13 protein-coding genes are annotated in these 18,094 nt (G+C 39.5%); 5 read left to right on the top strand and 8 right to left on the bottom strand.

Annotation, left to right across the window (positions count from 1 at the left end; genetic code table 11):
• The first annotated feature begins 42 nt into the window (after positions 1–42).
• The gene (locus BGP15_RS24890; RefSeq protein ID WP_286770970.1) at positions 43–276 is read left to right on the top strand and encodes a hypothetical protein; all 234 of its coding nucleotides are present in this window, start codon (positions 43–45) and stop codon (positions 274–276) included.
• Between the two features lie 210 nt (positions 277–486).
• Here BGP15_RS24890 and BGP15_RS24895 read toward each other — a convergent pair whose 3' ends face one another.
• Positions 487–1,206 carry a hypothetical protein gene (locus BGP15_RS24895; protein ID WP_286770971.1) on the bottom strand — a complete coding sequence of 240 codons (720 nt, stop codon included), beginning with the start codon at positions 1,204–1,206 and terminating at the stop codon, positions 487–489.
• Between the two features lie 160 nt (positions 1,207–1,366).
• Between BGP15_RS24895 and BGP15_RS24900 the strand changes: the two genes are divergently transcribed.
• The 3 genes from BGP15_RS24900 (at position 1,367) to BGP15_RS24910 (ending at position 3,904) form a co-directional block, all read left to right on the top strand.
• On the top strand, positions 1,367–1,660 hold the full coding sequence (locus BGP15_RS24900) for a hypothetical protein (RefSeq protein WP_286770972.1): 294 nt from the start codon (positions 1,367–1,369) through the stop codon (positions 1,658–1,660).
• 32 nt (positions 1,661–1,692) lie between these two features.
• Positions 1,693–2,103 (top strand): hypothetical protein, encoded by a 411-nt coding sequence (locus BGP15_RS24905; RefSeq protein WP_286770973.1) that lies wholly within the window; start codon positions 1,693–1,695, stop codon positions 2,101–2,103.
• 388 nt (positions 2,104–2,491) lie between these two features.
• Positions 2,492–3,904: a DUF4932 domain-containing protein gene (locus BGP15_RS24910; RefSeq protein WP_286770974.1), complete on the top strand. Its 1,413-nt coding sequence runs from the start codon at positions 2,492–2,494 to the stop codon at positions 3,902–3,904.
• Between the two features lie 174 nt (positions 3,905–4,078).
• Here BGP15_RS24910 and BGP15_RS24915 read toward each other — a convergent pair whose 3' ends face one another.
• Positions 4,079–4,540, bottom strand: coding sequence for a VOC family protein (locus BGP15_RS24915; protein ID WP_286770975.1), 462 nt, complete (start codon positions 4,538–4,540; stop codon positions 4,079–4,081).
• 254 nt (positions 4,541–4,794) lie between these two features.
• On the opposite strand from BGP15_RS24915, the gene BGP15_RS24920 reads away from it, so the two are divergent.
• Positions 4,795–7,239, top strand: coding sequence for a TonB-dependent receptor (locus BGP15_RS24920; protein ID WP_286770976.1), 2,445 nt, complete (start codon positions 4,795–4,797; stop codon positions 7,237–7,239).
• Here BGP15_RS24920 and BGP15_RS24925 read toward each other — a convergent pair.
• The 6 genes from BGP15_RS24925 to BGP15_RS24950 form a co-directional block, all read right to left on the bottom strand.
• Positions 7,236–8,045, bottom strand: a complete 810-nt coding sequence (locus BGP15_RS24925; protein WP_286770977.1) for a helix-turn-helix domain-containing protein — start codon at positions 8,043–8,045, stop codon at positions 7,236–7,238. The two genes, BGP15_RS24920 and BGP15_RS24925, sit on opposite strands and share 4 nt — an antisense overlap.
• Positions 8,046–8,334: 289 nt before the next feature.
• Positions 8,335–9,477, bottom strand: a complete 1,143-nt coding sequence (locus BGP15_RS24930) for a TlpA disulfide reductase family protein (protein WP_286770978.1) — start codon at positions 9,475–9,477, stop codon at positions 8,335–8,337.
• 33 nt (positions 9,478–9,510) lie between these two features.
• On the bottom strand, positions 9,511–11,145 hold the full coding sequence (locus BGP15_RS24935) for a S41 family peptidase (protein WP_286770979.1): 1,635 nt from the start codon (positions 11,143–11,145) through the stop codon (positions 9,511–9,513).
• Positions 11,146–11,164: 19 nt separating this feature from the next.
• Positions 11,165–13,168 carry a TlpA family protein disulfide reductase gene (locus tag BGP15_RS24940; RefSeq protein ID WP_286770980.1) on the bottom strand — a complete coding sequence of 668 codons (2,004 nt, stop codon included), beginning with the start codon at positions 13,166–13,168 and terminating at the stop codon, positions 11,165–11,167.
• Between the two features lie 11 nt (positions 13,169–13,179).
• Positions 13,180–14,538 carry a RagB/SusD family nutrient uptake outer membrane protein gene (locus tag BGP15_RS24945; protein ID WP_286770981.1) on the bottom strand — a complete coding sequence of 453 codons (1,359 nt, stop codon included), beginning with the start codon at positions 14,536–14,538 and terminating at the stop codon, positions 13,180–13,182.
• Positions 14,539–14,550: 12 nt separating this feature from the next.
• Positions 14,551–18,087 (bottom strand): SusC/RagA family TonB-linked outer membrane protein, encoded by a 3,537-nt coding sequence (locus tag BGP15_RS24950; protein ID WP_286770982.1) that lies wholly within the window; start codon positions 18,085–18,087, stop codon positions 14,551–14,553.
• Positions 18,088–18,094 lie beyond the last annotated feature (7 nt).

Genomic DNA, 18,094 nt, shown 5'->3' on the forward strand with positions numbered 1-18,094 from the left:
AAAACGTGTTTTTTTCATTTTATTACTTAAATCTAAACATTTATGTCCAGTTTTAAGCTGTTTGATTTTTTGGGACACTTACAGACTTGCTTGCTTGTTTTTGACGAAGATTTCTTTGCTGAAATTAAGACTATTGATCTGTTGTACCGTGGTCGGTTTGAAAAGGGCAATGAGCTAGCTGAGTTTGATAGTTCTGGACGATCATTGTACTATATAAGTTTTTATAGCGGATTAGAATTAAAGGTATTTGCAAGAGCACTAGAAGTTGAGTTATAGAATAACTTTCCTAAATACCCCCCAATTTAAGAAGCAGTAAATGTGCAGTAAATTTTCTCAAATTCGATAGTCTTGTTTTCCGAAGGCTATTTAAAACCAATTGGAAAATCATTTGACAAAAAGAAATTTCCACACCTTTTCACATTCCACTTAGTAACTGAATTCATCTGCAAGTTTTTTGATAGTTTATATACGACACTTGCCTGCTGTTTAGTAATATTCGTAATAATTGCTTTGAAAATATTGCGCCCTCCTTAGAGCGAAATTATCCGCAATGAGTTGATTTATGTCGTCTATTATTGCGTTAAGCCGTTTGATTTGATTTAATTTCCGCTGAGGTTTAATTCCCCCATTATTCGCTGTTTCATCAGTTACAAGCTGCCGTAGGCCCTGAATATACAGCTGTTTTTGTTTGTTGATAGCATATGTTTTCCGAGGCCCGATCTTATCTTTTGGCATTAGGTAAATTGAATATTCTACTTCCGCGAGTAGTCTTTTGTGCTGATGTCCAAAGTACGAACCTCCTTTTTCAATTAATGCAAATAATTCATTTATTTTTGAAAATAGCTGAAATAATCTTTTGCGCTGTGTAGTATATTTCTGCTCACCATTTACCTGCATTAAGAAGTAGGAATAGAGCATACAATAATTATCCTGTCCAGCCTCGCTGGTGAACTCCACATCGTGTTGGAGTTGATAGCTCAATGTAGGATCAAATGCCTCTTCAAATAGAAATTCAGCATGATTACTTAAAATATTGTCAAAATCCTCCCGACTGTAAACCAGCGAGTCATTCGTTTGAAAATGCAGTACGATTAATGAATCTGTTGACCGTGATATTGCAGCAGCTTTTGCCAAGGTTCCGTTTTTATATCCCAATAGTAGTAATATAATAATACAGATCTGAGGTATTTTTACAACTAGCTTCATAATATGGCTTTAATGGTTTTGAATTTACAAAACAGGAGGTAAGAAGGCAAAATATATAACTCATTAACAAATCCTACTTCCAGCCATCATCATTGTCATTCTTAGCTCTTGTAAAAAAGATGAAAAGATAGCCATTGATAACCTGATCGGTAAATGGACCGTGGCAAATGATGATCCTAGAATGGCCGTTGATGGTTCCGTTACCTACAAATTCAATTCAGATATGACCTGTGTTAAAAATATCTATGATGCGCTTTCAAATCGAGATACGACTATTTCTAGGACCTATGTATTGAGCAATGATAAGACTTTGGTGACGCTCTACGTTGAGCGCAAGATATATACAGAACAGTATCTTATAAAAAAATTGAATACGAAGGAAATGAAGTGGGAAAATGCTTCCCCAAATGACGGTAACGAGAATAAGAGGTTAATTCGATCTAGCGATCAATAGGTTTCAATAACTTTTAATTTACCCACTAGATTTTGGTTAACAATTCTGATGATATAAATGTCATCCAATATGAACCAACCCTGATAAAATTCGTCGGATCGATTTTAACGCTGATAGCAAATGGGAAAGAATTGCTTTTTGGTGACCAAGCGCAATATCCAGTAGACCAGATAAAGATTTATAAGATAATGATGAATGACATGGGTGTGCCTCTGAAATATTCCATCAATAAGGAAGGGAAATTTATTACGATTATTTTGGATAAAGTTGAATCCGGTACATTCTACATACAACTTAACTCCAAGGCCTTAGACAAAATTAACTATACTTCAAAAATTGATCAAAAGTCGCCGTGTAAGAATTATAAACTAATAAATATAAAACAAAATAACCTTTCTGGAAGCTATGATGGAAAAAATCAAGTTTGGATATTAAAAAAATAATAACATACCTGTCGAAAACAAATTTGATCTAACGGAAAGCATCTGCCAATTATATAACGCTATACATTCATTACTTTTAAGAGATAAAGATGTTTTATCAACTCGTCGAAATTTATGGAGTCCAATATTTTTTAATATTCTAGCTGAGATTTAACATCGGGATCTTTCCTTTTTAATTTCCTGAATATGTATTAGTGAATAGAAAGACTACAGAAGACGGCTGACAGCCTGTTCAATACTGAACGGCTAGTGTTCAATAACGGTCAGTATTAAAAAAGGAATTCAGTCATAGTGTGTTGGCAAATAGCGTATTATATTTATTGGCAAACTATTTGGAATCCCCATACATGTATCAAATAAATAAAAGATAGTAAAACCTATTTCCAATATGTTCGAAAAAACTTCTAAATATGTATTGATTATCCTATTCAGTTTATCATTTATGCTTACCTATGGGCAGCGTAATCAAATTATGGATAAGCCAAAAGTTGATGAGCGTATCGAGATTCTAAGTATTGTATTTAGACTTGCCGGCAATCAAGAGTATAGCTCAACTATTTTTAAGCGCTATGTTGATCGGGTCAATCAACACTACGGTCCTTTTAAAGAACACGAATTGATCACCTTTGTCAATAAGATTAAAAATGAAAATGGCATAGGTTACGATGCCGTGATGAGTATGGCTATACATCTAGATGATAAATTTAATATTAAGCAAAAAAATATCGACGAAACCCTGGACAAAAGGTGGAGTAGAGCTAATGCTCTTCAATTCGCAACACTGTTAAAGAAGTTTTACAAAGACAGTAATAGTAAAGGATTTTTTCAGGATAACCAGGCACTGTACAATGAGGTACAAAAGCGTTTTCTTCCAATTTATGAACATATTGAATTGGACTGGTATCCTAAATTCTATGGTAAGAAACCATCCGAAAAGTTTTTGATTGTGAATGGTTTGGGGAATGGTGGCGGTAACTATGGGGTAGCTATTAAAAATCCACAGGGTCATAAGGAAGTCTATGCTATTATGGGCACATGGAATATGGATAGTCTTGGCATGGCGCAATTTCCGTTACAGAGCTATTTCCCTACATTACTTCACGAGTTTAACCACTCCTTCGTTAATTATTTACTAGAAAAAGACACGACAATTTTTAGAGACAGCGGTGTAAAATTATATAGCATCGTGAAGGAGAAAATGAACGGGCAGGCCTATGGTAGCTGGCAAACGATGTTGAACGAGGCATTGGTTCGAGCTGCGGTTATCAAATATCAAAAAGATCATAATTTCAGCTCCGAAGAAATCTCAAAAGAAACCAATGAACAGCTAGATAGGGGATTTCTTTGGATTGAAAAACTTGTTGATGAACTTGAAAACTTTGACCGTCAACGAAACAGATATCCTAGTTTAGAGAGCTATATGCCTGTACTTGCCAAGGCATATCAATCATATGCTACAGATATTTCTTCTTTAGATAAGACCTTTGAAGAAAAAAGACCAAAAATCATATCTTTTGAGGGAATTCAGGATGGACAAATGAATGTCAGCAGTACATTAGGGGAGCTGAAGATAAATTTTGACAAGCCGCTATTAGGACAGGGACGGTCATTTAGGGGAATCTCCAAAGAAAGTTTTCCGGTGATAAAAGGACAACGCTATTCCCCAGATAAGAAGTCTGTTATCATTGATTGGGAATTGGAACCGAACAAGACCTATGAAATTATCATGACAGGAAAAGCATTCCGGACTGCAGATGGGATACCGATGAAAGACCATTATCTAAAATTTAGCACAAAGTAATTGATTTTGAACATGCTCTAAACATATTGTGTGTTTAATTTGTTTAACATACCCGAAATACAAAAAAATGAAAATCCCATTCCTCGTTTAGCATGGCGTGGTCATCCGATCACCCTTTTGCGTTATGCAGTATGACTAGGACGTGCTGGAACATGGCTTTGTCGTTAATTAGTTTTAAAAATCGGCAATAATGATTTTTTTCATTCCCATCATTTTTTTGAATGCGCCGGGTCTTTTGTTGAGTTCCTCCCAATTTTCAGGACAAACCTGCCAACTTAATCCATATTTGTCTTTCAGCCACCCACAAACGCTCTCCTGTCCTCCATCCGATGTGAGTGCTTCCCAATAGTAGTCTATTTCAGCCTGATCTTTGCAGGGGATCATCAGCGAGATAGCCTCGTTAAATTTGAATATCGGTCCGGCATTGATTCCGATAAGACGCATTCCTAGAATTTCAAACTCAACGGTAAGCACTTTTCCAGCAAAGTCTTTCTGGAAATCAGCCAGTCCTTCGGCTTCTGAATTCGGGTAATACGTAATATTGATTATTTTTCCATCTTTGAAAACCGATAAGTAATATTCTGCGGCTTCATGTGCGTTGCTGTCAAACCAGAGGTTTGGAATAATCTTTTGCATAGCTTTATATTTTTTGGTTATTTTTTTCTTTTAAAGTACATCCTACAATTGATAATCCGCTATTTCATTCAATTTAGATTTTGATCATTTGCAGTCTTACAAATCTAATAGATTTGTTATTTGATCGACTTGGCATAGGATAAGAAATAGAACTACATCATTATTGGGGTCGATTTGAAAATACTGTGGTATAATTTTCAAGTAATTGTTGCATGGTTATTAACTTTTCTATTTTTGGGGAAACTTAAACATTCGTGAAAAGATTCATTACCCTACTCTGCCTTTTATTGACGATAACAACAGCGCTTGCACAAAAAGCCGTACTTTCTGGAAGTGTCAAGGATTCTATTACAAATTCGCCAATCTCTTTTGCCAGTATAGCTGTCCTCAATATGCGCGGTGATGTTGTCGATGGGACGGTAGCAGATTCGGTAGGTAGTTTCCGTTTCTTCAATCTGAAAAAAGGACAATACACTATTGTTATTAAATTTATCGGTTATCGTCAGAAAAAACACGTTGTGGATTTTGATGGAAAAAGTCCGGTCGCTCTTGCAGAAGTACCACTGGTGGGTACAGAACAGCGCTTGACCGAAGTCAAGATTAACAGAGAGCTTGTTGCGCAGAAGCATTCAGCTGATAGACAACTTTATCAAACTAGCCAGTATAAAAACGCGGTCGGTGGTACAGCTTTGGATATTGTAAAAAATCTACCATCCGCTGCAGTGGATGGGAACGGTAATATAAGTATGCGGGGGAATACAGGTATTATTGTTCTTGTCAATGGTAAGCCTTCGTTTTTAGATCCAGCGACAATTTTAAGCCAGATTGCAGCGAACGATGTGACCGATGTCGAATATATCACCAGTCCATCGGCACAATTTGATCCTGACGGCAAAGGAGGGATAATCAATCTTAAGACAAGAAAAGCTGTATCGGATGGATTTGGTTGGATAATCAATCTTCAAGGGGGACTGCCAAGTATAGACAATTATGGGAATCACAAAAGCCAAAAGCGATTTGGCGGAGATATTTCTTTCCAGCTCAAAAAAAATAAACTTGAACTGAATGGTTCGGCCAATTATCTGCGCAATGACAACGCCGGTTTTCGAGAAGGTGACGTATATACCATCATTGGGGATAGGCAGACTTTCTTCCCGTCTAAAGGCGAACGTAGTTTTGACAAATACAATTTTGGGGTCAAACTGAACGGTGTATATGAGCTGTCCAAGAAACAGCAATTTAATCTTGGTTTGCTGGCATCAAGGAAATTCCAGGACCGATTAGCAGATATCTATTATACGAATCGAACGATCCAACCTTCAACAGGAGCTGAACTCTCAACAAAAAATTATTTTAACTCTAATCTCCAGAATAAACAGGGGGAGTTCTATCTTATTGATTTCAATTATCAGTATAAATTCAATGACGCCCATGTCTTGCAGGCAGCTGCAATTTATGAATATGCCAATATCTATGGATCGACCAAGAATGCGAATATCGAACGCGGGATTGATACTGTCCAATGGACAAATAACAATTACACCAATCCTTTACGCGGATTAAGGATATCTGTCCAACATCAATGGAAATTGCCACATGGTGAGCTTTTAAGTGGTTACCAATTAAGAAACGATAGGCAGAGCGGTAATTTTGAATATTTCGCCACTGAAAAGCCAGGTGAGGCCATGAAAATTATTCCTGAATTTACAGGGAAATTAAATGCAACAAATAGGGTACATGCTATTTTTAGCCAATATGATCATAAACGTGAAAGGACACAGCTTTCACTTGGAATTCGTTATGAATATTATCAACGTGATGTACTTTTAGTTCATACTGGGGTAGAATATCCATACGCTGTCCACCAATTGTATCCTTCTTTCAGTTTGATCCACAGCCTAAGCGACGATTGGTCCTGGAAGTTTGCTGCTGCGCGGCGGGTTCAACGCAATAACAATTTTGAGCTTAATCCTATACCCGAACGTGAACACTCAGAGACCTTAGAACAAGGGGATCCCACCTTGTTGCCAGAGTTTACAACGAATATTGAGACAGGTGTCGTAAAGAAGTTAAAAAAGGGAAGTATATTCTTAAATACATACTACCAACACACGCAAAATCCAGTCCAACGCGTTAATTCTGTCTATGCAGATACCATCCTCAATCGGGTATTTACCAATGCAGATTACGCTACACGATGGGGAGCAGAAATAGGAGGGGAGGGGAAGATCCTTCCTTGGTTAAGAATGAATGGTGGAGTGAACCTATATCGTTATAAAATTTCAGGACAGGTATTGACTTATAAAATGATAACTAGCAATAGTGATTGGGTCTATTCCATGAATGCTGGGGTTCAAGCAGATTTCGCTAAGGATTGGAGCACGGGTCTACAGGTTAATTACCTCTCTGCAAGGCCTACGGTACAAGGAAGAGATTCTAGATTTTTTACCCCTCACTTTAATCTGAGTAAGGCTTTTTTGCAAGGGGCGATCAAAGCACAGCTCCAATGGCAGTTCATTGAACTTGGCAATTGGGGAGTCAATGAACAACGTATTACGACATCCTCCAATGATTTTTTTACGACTACCAATTATATTTATGAAAAAAATATAGTGATGCTCAACCTTAATTTTAATATTCACAAGTTAAGTCAATCCTCAAAGCTACCTAAGAGTGAGTTTGGTGAGAAGGAGTTTTAGTCATATTGTTTCTTGAATTCTGAAGGGGTAAAGCCAGTAAATCTTTTGAAATATTTTGAGAAGTTTGATTTATCGGTGAAACCCAATGAAAAAGCAATTTCGGCGGTAGACTTGTTGGTATAGAAAACAAGTCTCTTTGCCTCTTTGATAATATAGGCTGCCAGTATCTGGGAAGCCGTGTTATTTGTGTCTTTTTTGCAGGCAGCAGTCAGATTTTGAGGACTTGTATGGAGCAGATTCGCATAGTAAGCAACATTATTGATGATTTTTGAATCCGTATTTAATAGTTCAATAAATCTGACATATAAATCGTTGGATAGCGATGTGGGTTGCTCGGTTTTGTCTGTATTTTCGAGTACCTTAGCCAATAATGATCTAAACAATCCCTCTTGGCATATTTTGTTTTCTTCTTGTGCTAATAGCCTGAGGATGGTGGGTATGATCCCGTTTTCTTTAAGATATATGGTGTCTAATTTACTGATCTCATCGATCATTCTAGCGATTTCAAGATCTAAGCTCAGGTCTATAAATGATTTTTTTACCAAAAGCACAAAACCTTCGATTGGGGTCGTCAGCTCCCAATGGTGTACAGATTCCTTCCGAATGATCAGTACGCAGGGCGTTTTGATAGGGCTTTCATGGCCATCAATAACATGGCGCCCCGATGTGGACGATAAAAATACAAGTTCCAGGTATCCATTGTGCCTATGCGGTTTGGTTACAGCTTTTGAATTGTCAAATGGTGCAATCTTTAACAATTTCTTGGGCTCGAGCTTATCTTTTATTAAGATTGTTTTGCTGATCATGTACGTTCATTAGAAAGGTAAAAATAAAATAAATCCTTGTATCGAAGGCACAATTTATTATCTGTGAACTCAGCATATGCCGACGGATCTGACGATGTAGATCCATTTCAGTTTTGAGTGACTTTGGCTAACCGTATCGTCGCAGGCAGTTTTAGTTTACTTTCAATTTGCAGAGTAGGAATGGAAGGCTGATTGCGCAAAAGGAAGAACGGCTGCCTTGAGGGGGCAACCGTCTCCACTAACTAAACATATGACTACACTGATCAAAGTCTACCAGTGCAGGTTTTAACTATTTGCCAAAAATTTCAGCTAGTTTTTTATCTAACTCTTCACCACGCAAATATTTAGCAATGATTTTTCCATTTGGATCAACCAGGAAATTCATGGGAATAGCCTTGACATCGTACATGGCCCCAGCTTCATTTTCCCATCCCTTAAGATCACCCACCTGCTTCCAAGTCAGTCCATCATCCTGAATAGCTTTTAACCATTTCGCTTTATCTGCGGCTTTATCCATGGAAACCCCTAGAATTTCAAAGCCTTGTTTCTGATATTTCGCGTAGGCTTTTACTAAATTTGGATTTTCACGACGGCAAGGGGCACACCAAGATGCCCAAAAATCAATGAGGACATACTTTCCACGGTAGTCCGATAACTTGACCGGTTTACCGTCCACATCGGGTTGTGTAAAATCTTGTGCTTCTACCCCTTCGCTTGTTTTTTTGACCAAAGCGATACGCTTAGCAAGATCCTTTCCGAGAATAGAGTTCTGTAAACTCGGATCCAATGTGCCAAATATTTTTTCGGCTTTGATGGCATCAAATTCGGGTGGTAATGTGGAGTTAAAAGCCATTAATGCCATGTAGCTTTTGGGATTTTTGGAGACGTAATCCAGTTTTGCATCTATCGTCTGCTGTTGTATCGCATTAGCCCGATCCTCTAGGGTTTTGATATATTTGGGATCTTGTTGATCTGCAAGCGATTTGGATTTATACTCATTTTCAAGTCCCTCATACTGATCGTATATTGGTTTTAACATGGTATTAACCCGTTCATTTTCAGTATTCAAAGGCGATCCAGTTATTTTCGCATGTTTGATAGAATCTGCAGCTGCGAATTTGATCGTTGTTCCTTCTATCAAAAATGCTAGTATATCCTGCTTGGGTGGTTTAGCGGGATTAAAAGGAGCATTGTCGTGAATGATACGCAAATGTGCTTCCATCGGTGAAGGAATGCTTCCTTTAAACTCAAATTTTCCGTCTTTCATATCTACGGAATCAATGCGTTCTTTTCCGTCATAATTAAGACGAAGATAGGCTTTTGCAGGTTTGTTTAGTTTACCTACAGTTCCTTGCAAGGTATAATTTTGTTGCGCATATCCTAAAGCTGGCAATATGCAGGCTAACGCTAAAGCCCATTTTATCTTCTTCATATTCATATAATAATTCTTGTACTATCCTAAAATCTATTTAGACACTTTCGTCACGCCTATTTTTACGCTTTGCCCAACGATGTTTGTCTGTAATAGTTGTTTATAAAGCTTATCATCACGAAGGACAAATAAGGCCTCCTTGAAACTTTTGTTCGACTCATTTCTGACACGTGCCATATAATCGCCACCGGTGTAAAGCAAAGAAGCAACCTGTGCTTTAAATTCAATATCAATGGCATCATGAGCGTCTAGATGACTTTCCGACGGGATCGCAATGGATCGCTTATGTGCTCCAGCAACTAGTTGGCGGTGAACTTCTTTAGGGACTTTAAAGCGGGAATTAAATGCATCAAAGTTCGGATATGCACTCAGAAGCGCTGTACGATTTTGCTGCACAAATTCAATCCCTCCTTTAGCGACAATACCGTTGTTCATCAGCTGTGCCATCCACGTGCTATATTCATTGGTATCGATAGGCACAAAACGGTCTGGCATAATTCCGCCGCCTCCATACACCGTTCTTTTATTTCCCAATGTGCTATACTTTAAGGAATCTGGAAAAGAAATATGTCCTTCTTCCAGCAGCTCTTTGGATGCCATACGGCGACTAAAATCCTGAAAATAATCTTCCTTTCCTTTTGTATAGGGTTTCTGAATCGACCGACCGGAGGGGGTATAGTAACGTGCGCCGGTAAGCTGCATTTGTGAACCATCGGATAATGGGACGGGTTTCTGCATTAACCCTTTTCCAAAACTGCGTCGACCGATGACCACGGCGCGATCCCAGTCCTGAAGTGCTCCTGTAACGATTTCACTGGCTGAAGCCGTAGATTCATCAATTAGAACGACCAATTCTCCATCATAAAATTGACCATAACCACCAGTGAAGTAGTAATCTTTTCCGCCTTGGTTTGGTACGGAATAAAACACAATTTTTTCTTTGGGCAAAAACTCGTCAGCGACACCAATAGCAGATTGCACATACCCGCCGCCATTACTCTGCAAGTCTAGGATCAATTTTTTCATACCCTGATCTTTAAGACTCTTTAAGGCAGCATCTATTTCCTGACGCGTAGTCTGATTGAAAATTGAAAGGGAAATATAACCAATCTGATTGTCGACCATATAACTTTCGCGAACAGATCTCTCCAGTATATTTTCACGAATAATACTTATCTCCTTACTTTCCTTGCTTCCCGTAGACATTATTGTTAATACCACTGGCACATCTTTTTCGCCACGCAATTTTTCCATAATCTCGCGGTTGCCCCATTTTTCCCCAACGATGCTCTCGCCATCGATCCGGAGTATCTGATCGCCCACACGTAATCCTGCACGCATGGCTGGCCCATCAGCATTTACTTTAGAGACGAAAGTTTGCTCATTGTCTTTTAGGAATTGGATGCCAATTCCAGCGAAACTTCCACTCATGGCCACATTCATCTGCTCCGCTTCCTCACGACTAGTGTACCGTGAATGGGGATCTAAATCCGATATCATCGCTCTGATCGCTGCATCCACCAAATGCTCTTCATTGACCTGGTCGACATAATTCTGCTGAATAAGCTTCAGTACCTCTTCAAATTTATATTTTGGATTCATCTGGGCCTGCAGCGACAGCCCCACACCAAGCATTCCCACGAGTAAGCTCGTTGCTTTCCTATTCATATTGTATCTTGATTTAAATCTATTTTTCGTTTTTAAGGATTTCAATCGCAAGGGATAGTTCATCCATCAATTTGCTGGGACTTCCTGAATACCCGCCTGAGCAATAGCGCACACGACCGTTTTTAACAATGATCTTGCGCGGAATGGATGAATCGCCAAATAAAGGAACCAACTGCTTGAATAACAAATCCTGCTCATTCGTCTTAGGATTGACACTGTCATGCAATAAGTTGAAACGAAACCCTTCCCCACGAACATAGTTGACAGACTTATCTTTATAGTTTCCAGTCTGCATGGTTCCTAGCATATATATCGCAACCTCTTTATCCTGTGCATATTTGTCAACTAGAAGCTGCATTCCCGGAAATGCCATGATACATGGGCGACACCAAGTAGCCCAAAAATCCACAACAACAATTTTATCTTTCCAGTCTTCTGGTGTGATAAATAGCCCTTCAGCCGTTTCCAAACGAAAGTCGGGCATCGGATGATTGACCCAGTTATGGTCTACATAAGCTTGCATTGCGGCTTTTTCTTCATCCGATTTCAATCCCGCCAGATAAGCTTGGTACCCACTTTCATCATTGGGGTGTCCTTTTAAGTAAATTGATTTTAGTTTATCAAACATCCGCGGAGTCATCGCATTGTAACGGGCACTCATTTCCAGTAAAGGCAAAATTTGCTTTTCATCATTGAGTCCCTCCAGTACTTGTAGATTAATTTCGTTAAGATCCGCATTACTGTATTTGCCATCTTCAGAGAGCAGCAGAAAATATTTTCGCGCTTCCGCATATTTTTTAAGATCGTTTAACAAAGAAATATGCGTAAAAAGACGGTCATCCAAATTTTTCACTACATTGGAATCTGCCTGAGCCTGACGATCAAAATCATCTTTGTAGGAATTATCGCCACGGCGAGCAATCATTTTGGGTAGGATTGCTTCAGACACCTGATAGAGGCTATCTTTACCGACCATTTTAAACATATAGGCACGCATAATATTCCAGCGCATCAACTCATTTCCTGTTCTAAAATCGAGATCATCGTATAACTTCGCAAACTTGTCGAGCTGTTTGGTTTCGAAGTATGCCGATCCTAGTCCTCGGTATACCGCATAATAGATAAACCCCTGACCATTGGGATGCTGACGCCACTGCTGAACAGGAAAACGTTGTAAAAACTTTTCATAGGAAGTGATTATTTCAGCGTTACTGTGATTGCCACTCATCGTATTACTATAAGCAATAAAACGAGCGGTTGCACCTGTCGGATAATCGGTATTAACCCTTTTCTCGATCAATTGTATCACTTCATTGTCTTTTAGTCTTGAACTAGCAAACGAATAAAGCTGACCGAGCACTTCATCACTTAAATCTTTTTGTTGTAATTGCTGCGTAATCAGCTTTCTCGCATATGCAGGAAAAGCATCCCCCAAAGCCAATTTTTGTAAATTCATAAATGACTGAAAATAGCGAAGGTATTGTTTACCTGATGAGGCAAATTCCTTATCCGCTAAACTTCTCATATAGTCAGCAGGCATCGCAGCCGGCTGCGTATTATAGTATGAAAAAATTCCCCCGCCAGCGATCTCAGGCTGCTGGAAAGCAGCTTCTCCAAGGTAGGCGCCAGGAACAGCTTTTCCTTTCGCATCACTTAAAGATACCGCATAGCCCCGATCCTGATTGTTATCTGTTACGTCGGGATGATCAAATTCGCCCTGATAGAATTTTACCGCTATAAAAGCTGTCGACGGTTTAACGGGTACAGTGGCTGTCCATATTCCCGCTGCATTTTTGTCCATGGGAAGACTAATTTGCCTCCACGAAAAATCTTCGAACAGAAAACAGGCCGCATTTATTGCATCGCTAAATTCAAGATCTTTATCCTTTGCATTGTATAGTATTTGAACAGGTTCAGATGTTCTAGGTTTGGCTGGTTTAAAAACACTGCTGTCAAATCGAGGCTGTGCATATGACACAGCCTGAACAAACAACAGTACTAAAAAAATAAGTTCTTTTTTCATTTTATATTATATTACATTGGTCTTTGACCTATTTCTGGATTGAACTGTAAATATTTATTTGCTACTGGGTATACATAGCTAGCACTATTAATTTTGAGCGTATAGTCTTGATTTATAAATTGTCTTTTAAATTCTTTCGCCAATTTACCATCAAGATTGAACCGACGCATATCCAGCCATCGTAAACCTGTTCCGAAAAACTCCCTTCGGCGTTCATCGACTATAAGCTGAAGTGCTTGATCAGCAGAATTCGCCACTAGAGGTGTAAAATCCTGTTGCTTGAATCGCTTTGAGCGCAGCTTGTTAACAAATTCCATTGCTGTCGCCGTATTTCCTTTTCGCGCCTCAACTTCTGCTTTGATAAGCAACATCTCTGGAACAGAAGGTCCAGCATTAGGAGCACCGACCATCACGCTCATTTTTTTTGAGCGCAAAGCGCCACTTGGCATCTGACCGGTGCCGGCTTGCATATAAACTGTACGTCGAAGATCTTTGATATCAAAAAGAGAAACCAGCTCGGGATTTAATTGTTGATCAATCATTTGTCCAACCTGCTTTAAAAAATAGGTTTCTGGATGATTGAACGGAAGAGGGTATCCAGATGCCGATGTCGCGAACTGTTGTAAATCTAAAAGTGTTGCATTGTATTGAAGGGCTGCATCTGCATGCGTAGCAGCTAAATCGAAATTACGCATATGAAGATGTACAATGGCCAACAATGCTTCTACAGCTGCTTTATTGGGATGCCTTTTAGTACTTGCTGTGGTCGGAATATCAACTAATGCTTCGTTTAGATCCTGAAGTATCTGCGCATACACCTGGGCGAGCGATGCCCTTTTTAGCGAAGCAAATAAATCAGGTTGTAAAAGCAGTGGTACCCCCATTGCATTTCCGGCAGTCTGTGGGTCATAAATGTCGCCATAAAGATTAGCCAACACAAAATAAGCATAAGCTCTTTGGATTTTCGCTTCTGCCAACAGTGCACGCTTCTCGTTCTCTAAACCATCTTGGCTCTGCATAACTCCAGCAATGACTTCATTGGCCGTATAAATTTGTTTATAAGGTCTTGACCAGTTTAGATCTTCTGTATTATCCGGCACAAGCTGCGAGGACCAAATATAGGGCCACGCGACACTTTCAGTTTGTTGTTGTTGGTATGCCAGGTTAGCAAAAGTGATGTCGTCACTAGATAATATCGGTGTACTAAAAGTAGGCGAAAATACCGTTGAATTATTTAAGAGATAAGCATAATCTGTGGTATACTTTAATTCCCTACGATTATACTGTTCAACTTCCACATACTTACGGCAGCCCTGCATTACGGCTGTCAGCGCAAAAATCGATGCAAAAAAAATATATTTGGTTTTCATGCTGTTTATTTTTTAAAAGGTGGCGTCAATGGTTAAGAAAAAATTCTTGGTAGGCGGCAAATTATTATAGGTATTCGTGCGTACATACAGCGGATCAATTCCTAGTTTATTTGCTTTCCAAAGAATACCTAAATTTCGTACGGCAGCGTTTACACCGACAGATTTAAACGGCGTCCGCTTCAGCGAAGTCGACGGTACGCTATATCCCAACGATATCTGTTGAAAGCGTATATGGCTAGCATCAATGACCATCGGATCGGAATCCCTAAACCTGTTGAAGCTATTTGTATTTATGTTTTTTAAGCCCGGTACATTTGTTGTTGCTTCATCACCCGGATTTCGCCAACGCTCCGTCTGCATCTTGTTAGTGTTAAGCACGCCATAGAAAGTTCCTTGGTATTGTGGATAATTACCAAATGTTTCTAGACGTTTGACATTTCCCAGATCGTAGGTTATGCGAAAGCCAAGATTAATACCTTTATATGAAAATGTATTCATAAAACCACCAAAGTAAGGCGCCGTTTTACGTCCCATATACACGAGATCTTCACGGACAAATACATTGCGTCCCCCTTGTGTACTCTTTACGATGTCACCGTTGGCTTTGGCGATCTGTGACTGTCCCGTCTCATCGAGGCCGGCCCACTTATAGGCGTATAGATAATCTAAGGGCATCCCCTCTAAAATCGAACCATTGATGTAGTTACTAATATCTGTTGCTATTAAACGTGAATCCGTAACTTTGTTGGTGTTGTAGGAGAAATTAAGAATGGAGTTCCATGAAAAGTCTTTCTGGCGAATGATAAGTCCCTGTATTCCGAGATCGATCCCATTAGATTGCATTGTTCCGCCATTAAATTGAAGGTCTGTCCACCCATATGTCGCATTATAAGGAAAAGTGTATAGGATATCACGCGTGTGTTTTTTATAAAGATCAAATGCTATGTTTAATCTGTTATTGATCAAACTGACATCAAGTCCGTAATTTTGTGTATACACTTTTTCCCATCCAACCTCGGGATTTCTTGGCTGTGATATTGAGGCTGGTATTTCACCTGTTGCATAATCAGCCCCTTCAACGCTGATGATGGTAACATTGGATCCGCCCTGTGGCACTGTACCACCGACACCATAGGTAACACGTAGATTCAGCGCATTCAGCCAATTGACTTCTTGCATAAAACGCTCGGACTTGATATTCCATTTGGCACCAGCTGACCAGATTGGTTTAGCTCGCTTCGATCTTGAAATACCAACCAACGTAAGATCGTCAAAACGTGCACTTGCAGACAAAATATATCTATCTTTGAGAAATGATAATGCTCCATTTGAATAATAAGACATCTTGCGTAGGTTAGCTCTGCTAATGCCATCTGAACCTGTAATCGATTGCTGCCAGCCCTCTATCCCCATGAAGCTACCAAGCTGATTATAAGGAGCGATTGAATAGGTATCTTCATTAAAGCCATATCCCGTTTGTGATGAGCTAAAGCCTGTTTGAGAACTGATCTCTGCTCCTGCGAGAAGATCCAAATTAACGAAGTCACCCCATGTCTTATTGACATTACCTTGCAAGCGAATATTATACTGTGTGGCATTTTGGTCTCGCAATGCTATTCTTCCGCCCTGTACAAAATTTTTAGTGAACGTATTATTTTGGAAATTGACAGTTGAATAGTAATTTAAAAAGTCACGCATCGAATAACTTTTCAATTCGTCAAGATTTCGACTGTTTGCAATAGTACGTTGGAGCATACCTGAGAGGCTGATGCTAGCCCAACTATTCACTTTGGCGTTGAGATCAGCATTGATTCTTATCCGATTGTCTACCGTGGTATATTTGTTGTATTCCAGTTCATCTATTGGGCTATAGGTCCAGTCATATAATCCAATCTCTTTTAGATCTGCTGCTACAGACTCTGTAAAACGCAATGATCTCCGATTTCTACTCCCATCGGGATTAACCAACAATTCGTATGGCCTTAATCCCTCAGTCGAATTACCGATGGCATTTGCCGCAACTTGGTTAGCAACAGTATTTGTATAATTATAATTCAATCCGGTTGTCAAACTTAATCGTTGATTTAAAAAGTTTGTCGATAAAGTTGAGTTCATAAAAAAGGACTGGGCCTGATTGGATCGAAACACAGGAACATCCTTTGCGTAGCTGCCCGAAAACGCATAGGTTGTCCTTCCATTTCCACCTGAAAGGGAAAGGTTATGCTGTTGGGTCACTGCATTCTGTAGCAAGTATTTCCGAATTTGGCTGGTATTGTCAATTTGACCTAAACGATCGAGCTGTTTAGCTAATTCATCATCGCTGATCAATCCCTTTTTATTTTTATACATCCATTGAACCGCTTCACTAGCTGGTTTATTGGTGTTAAAAGGTTGCCATGACGAATTCCAATCTTCCGGATCAGCTATCCATCCATAATCGAACATTTCTTTTTCAAAATCAATATACTGTGCAGTTGTCATCCGATCCAAGCTATTGAGATCAGCTGGAGCAGAAATACTGAGGCTGGTATTATAAGAAATGACGGGTTCGCCTATACGTCCTTTTTTTGTTTCAATGACGATAACACCATTTGCGGCCTGCGCACCCCATATGGAAGCTGCTGCCGCATCTTTAAGTACGGTTATACTTTCGATATCTGCCGGATTTAAACGACTCAATATTGAATTGTTGGCAAATTGCGTGGTATTTTTTACCAAGTCCTGATCGATTGCGGGAAAGCCGTCTATGACAATAAGCGGACGCTTGGAATCGCCGTCTGTATTGAAGGTGTTTATCCCTCTGACGGTGATTGAATTCTTCACCGGGTCAATCTGTACGCCAGGAATCATGCCCGCAATGCGATCCAAAAGATTAATGGATGGCACTTCCTTCAACTGTTTGGCGGTAATTTGGCCAAATGCCCCAGTTGCACGATCTTTTGCAATTTTTTGGTATCCTGTCGACACAACTTCAACCTCATCCAGTTGATTGTTAACCGAGCCCAAGGTGACATTGATCTGTGTATCGTTGCCGATGACCTTTCGAGTAGGCTCCATACCAACATAAGAAAAAATGATTGCCTCTGCTGGATCCTTCAGGCGTAGGGTATAGCTTCCATCACTACTGGTGGTTACACCCGACCGCACGGCATGTCCATCAGACATGACTGTAGCACCAACCAAGGGCGTACCTTTACTATCTTTCACAAAGCCTGAAATAGTCTTCCAATACAGGTCATTACCATCTTTACTTCCCTTATCTCTATTGTCACGAATAATGGTAAAGTAGTTATTTTGAACGTACAGGAAAAGATAGTTGTTTGGATAAAGAAGTTCTTTTAACACTGTCTCCACAGGAAGCCTTTTGTTTTTTGGAATATGCTCACTGTTGACAAAGGCATCCCGGATCAAGCCCTCTTCATAGGAAAATTTAGTTCCGTAGATGCGGGTAACTTCGCTTAGAGCCTGACTGAGACTAGCTCTTTTTTGCGCAAAACTACCCGTGGTACTCAACAGGCAGACTATAGGCACAAGTAATTTAGTTTTCATAAATTTC

Source organism: Sphingobacterium sp. 40-24, from assembly GCF_001899705.1.
Classification (GTDB): Bacteria; Bacteroidota; Bacteroidia; order Sphingobacteriales; family Sphingobacteriaceae; genus Sphingobacterium; species Sphingobacterium multivorum.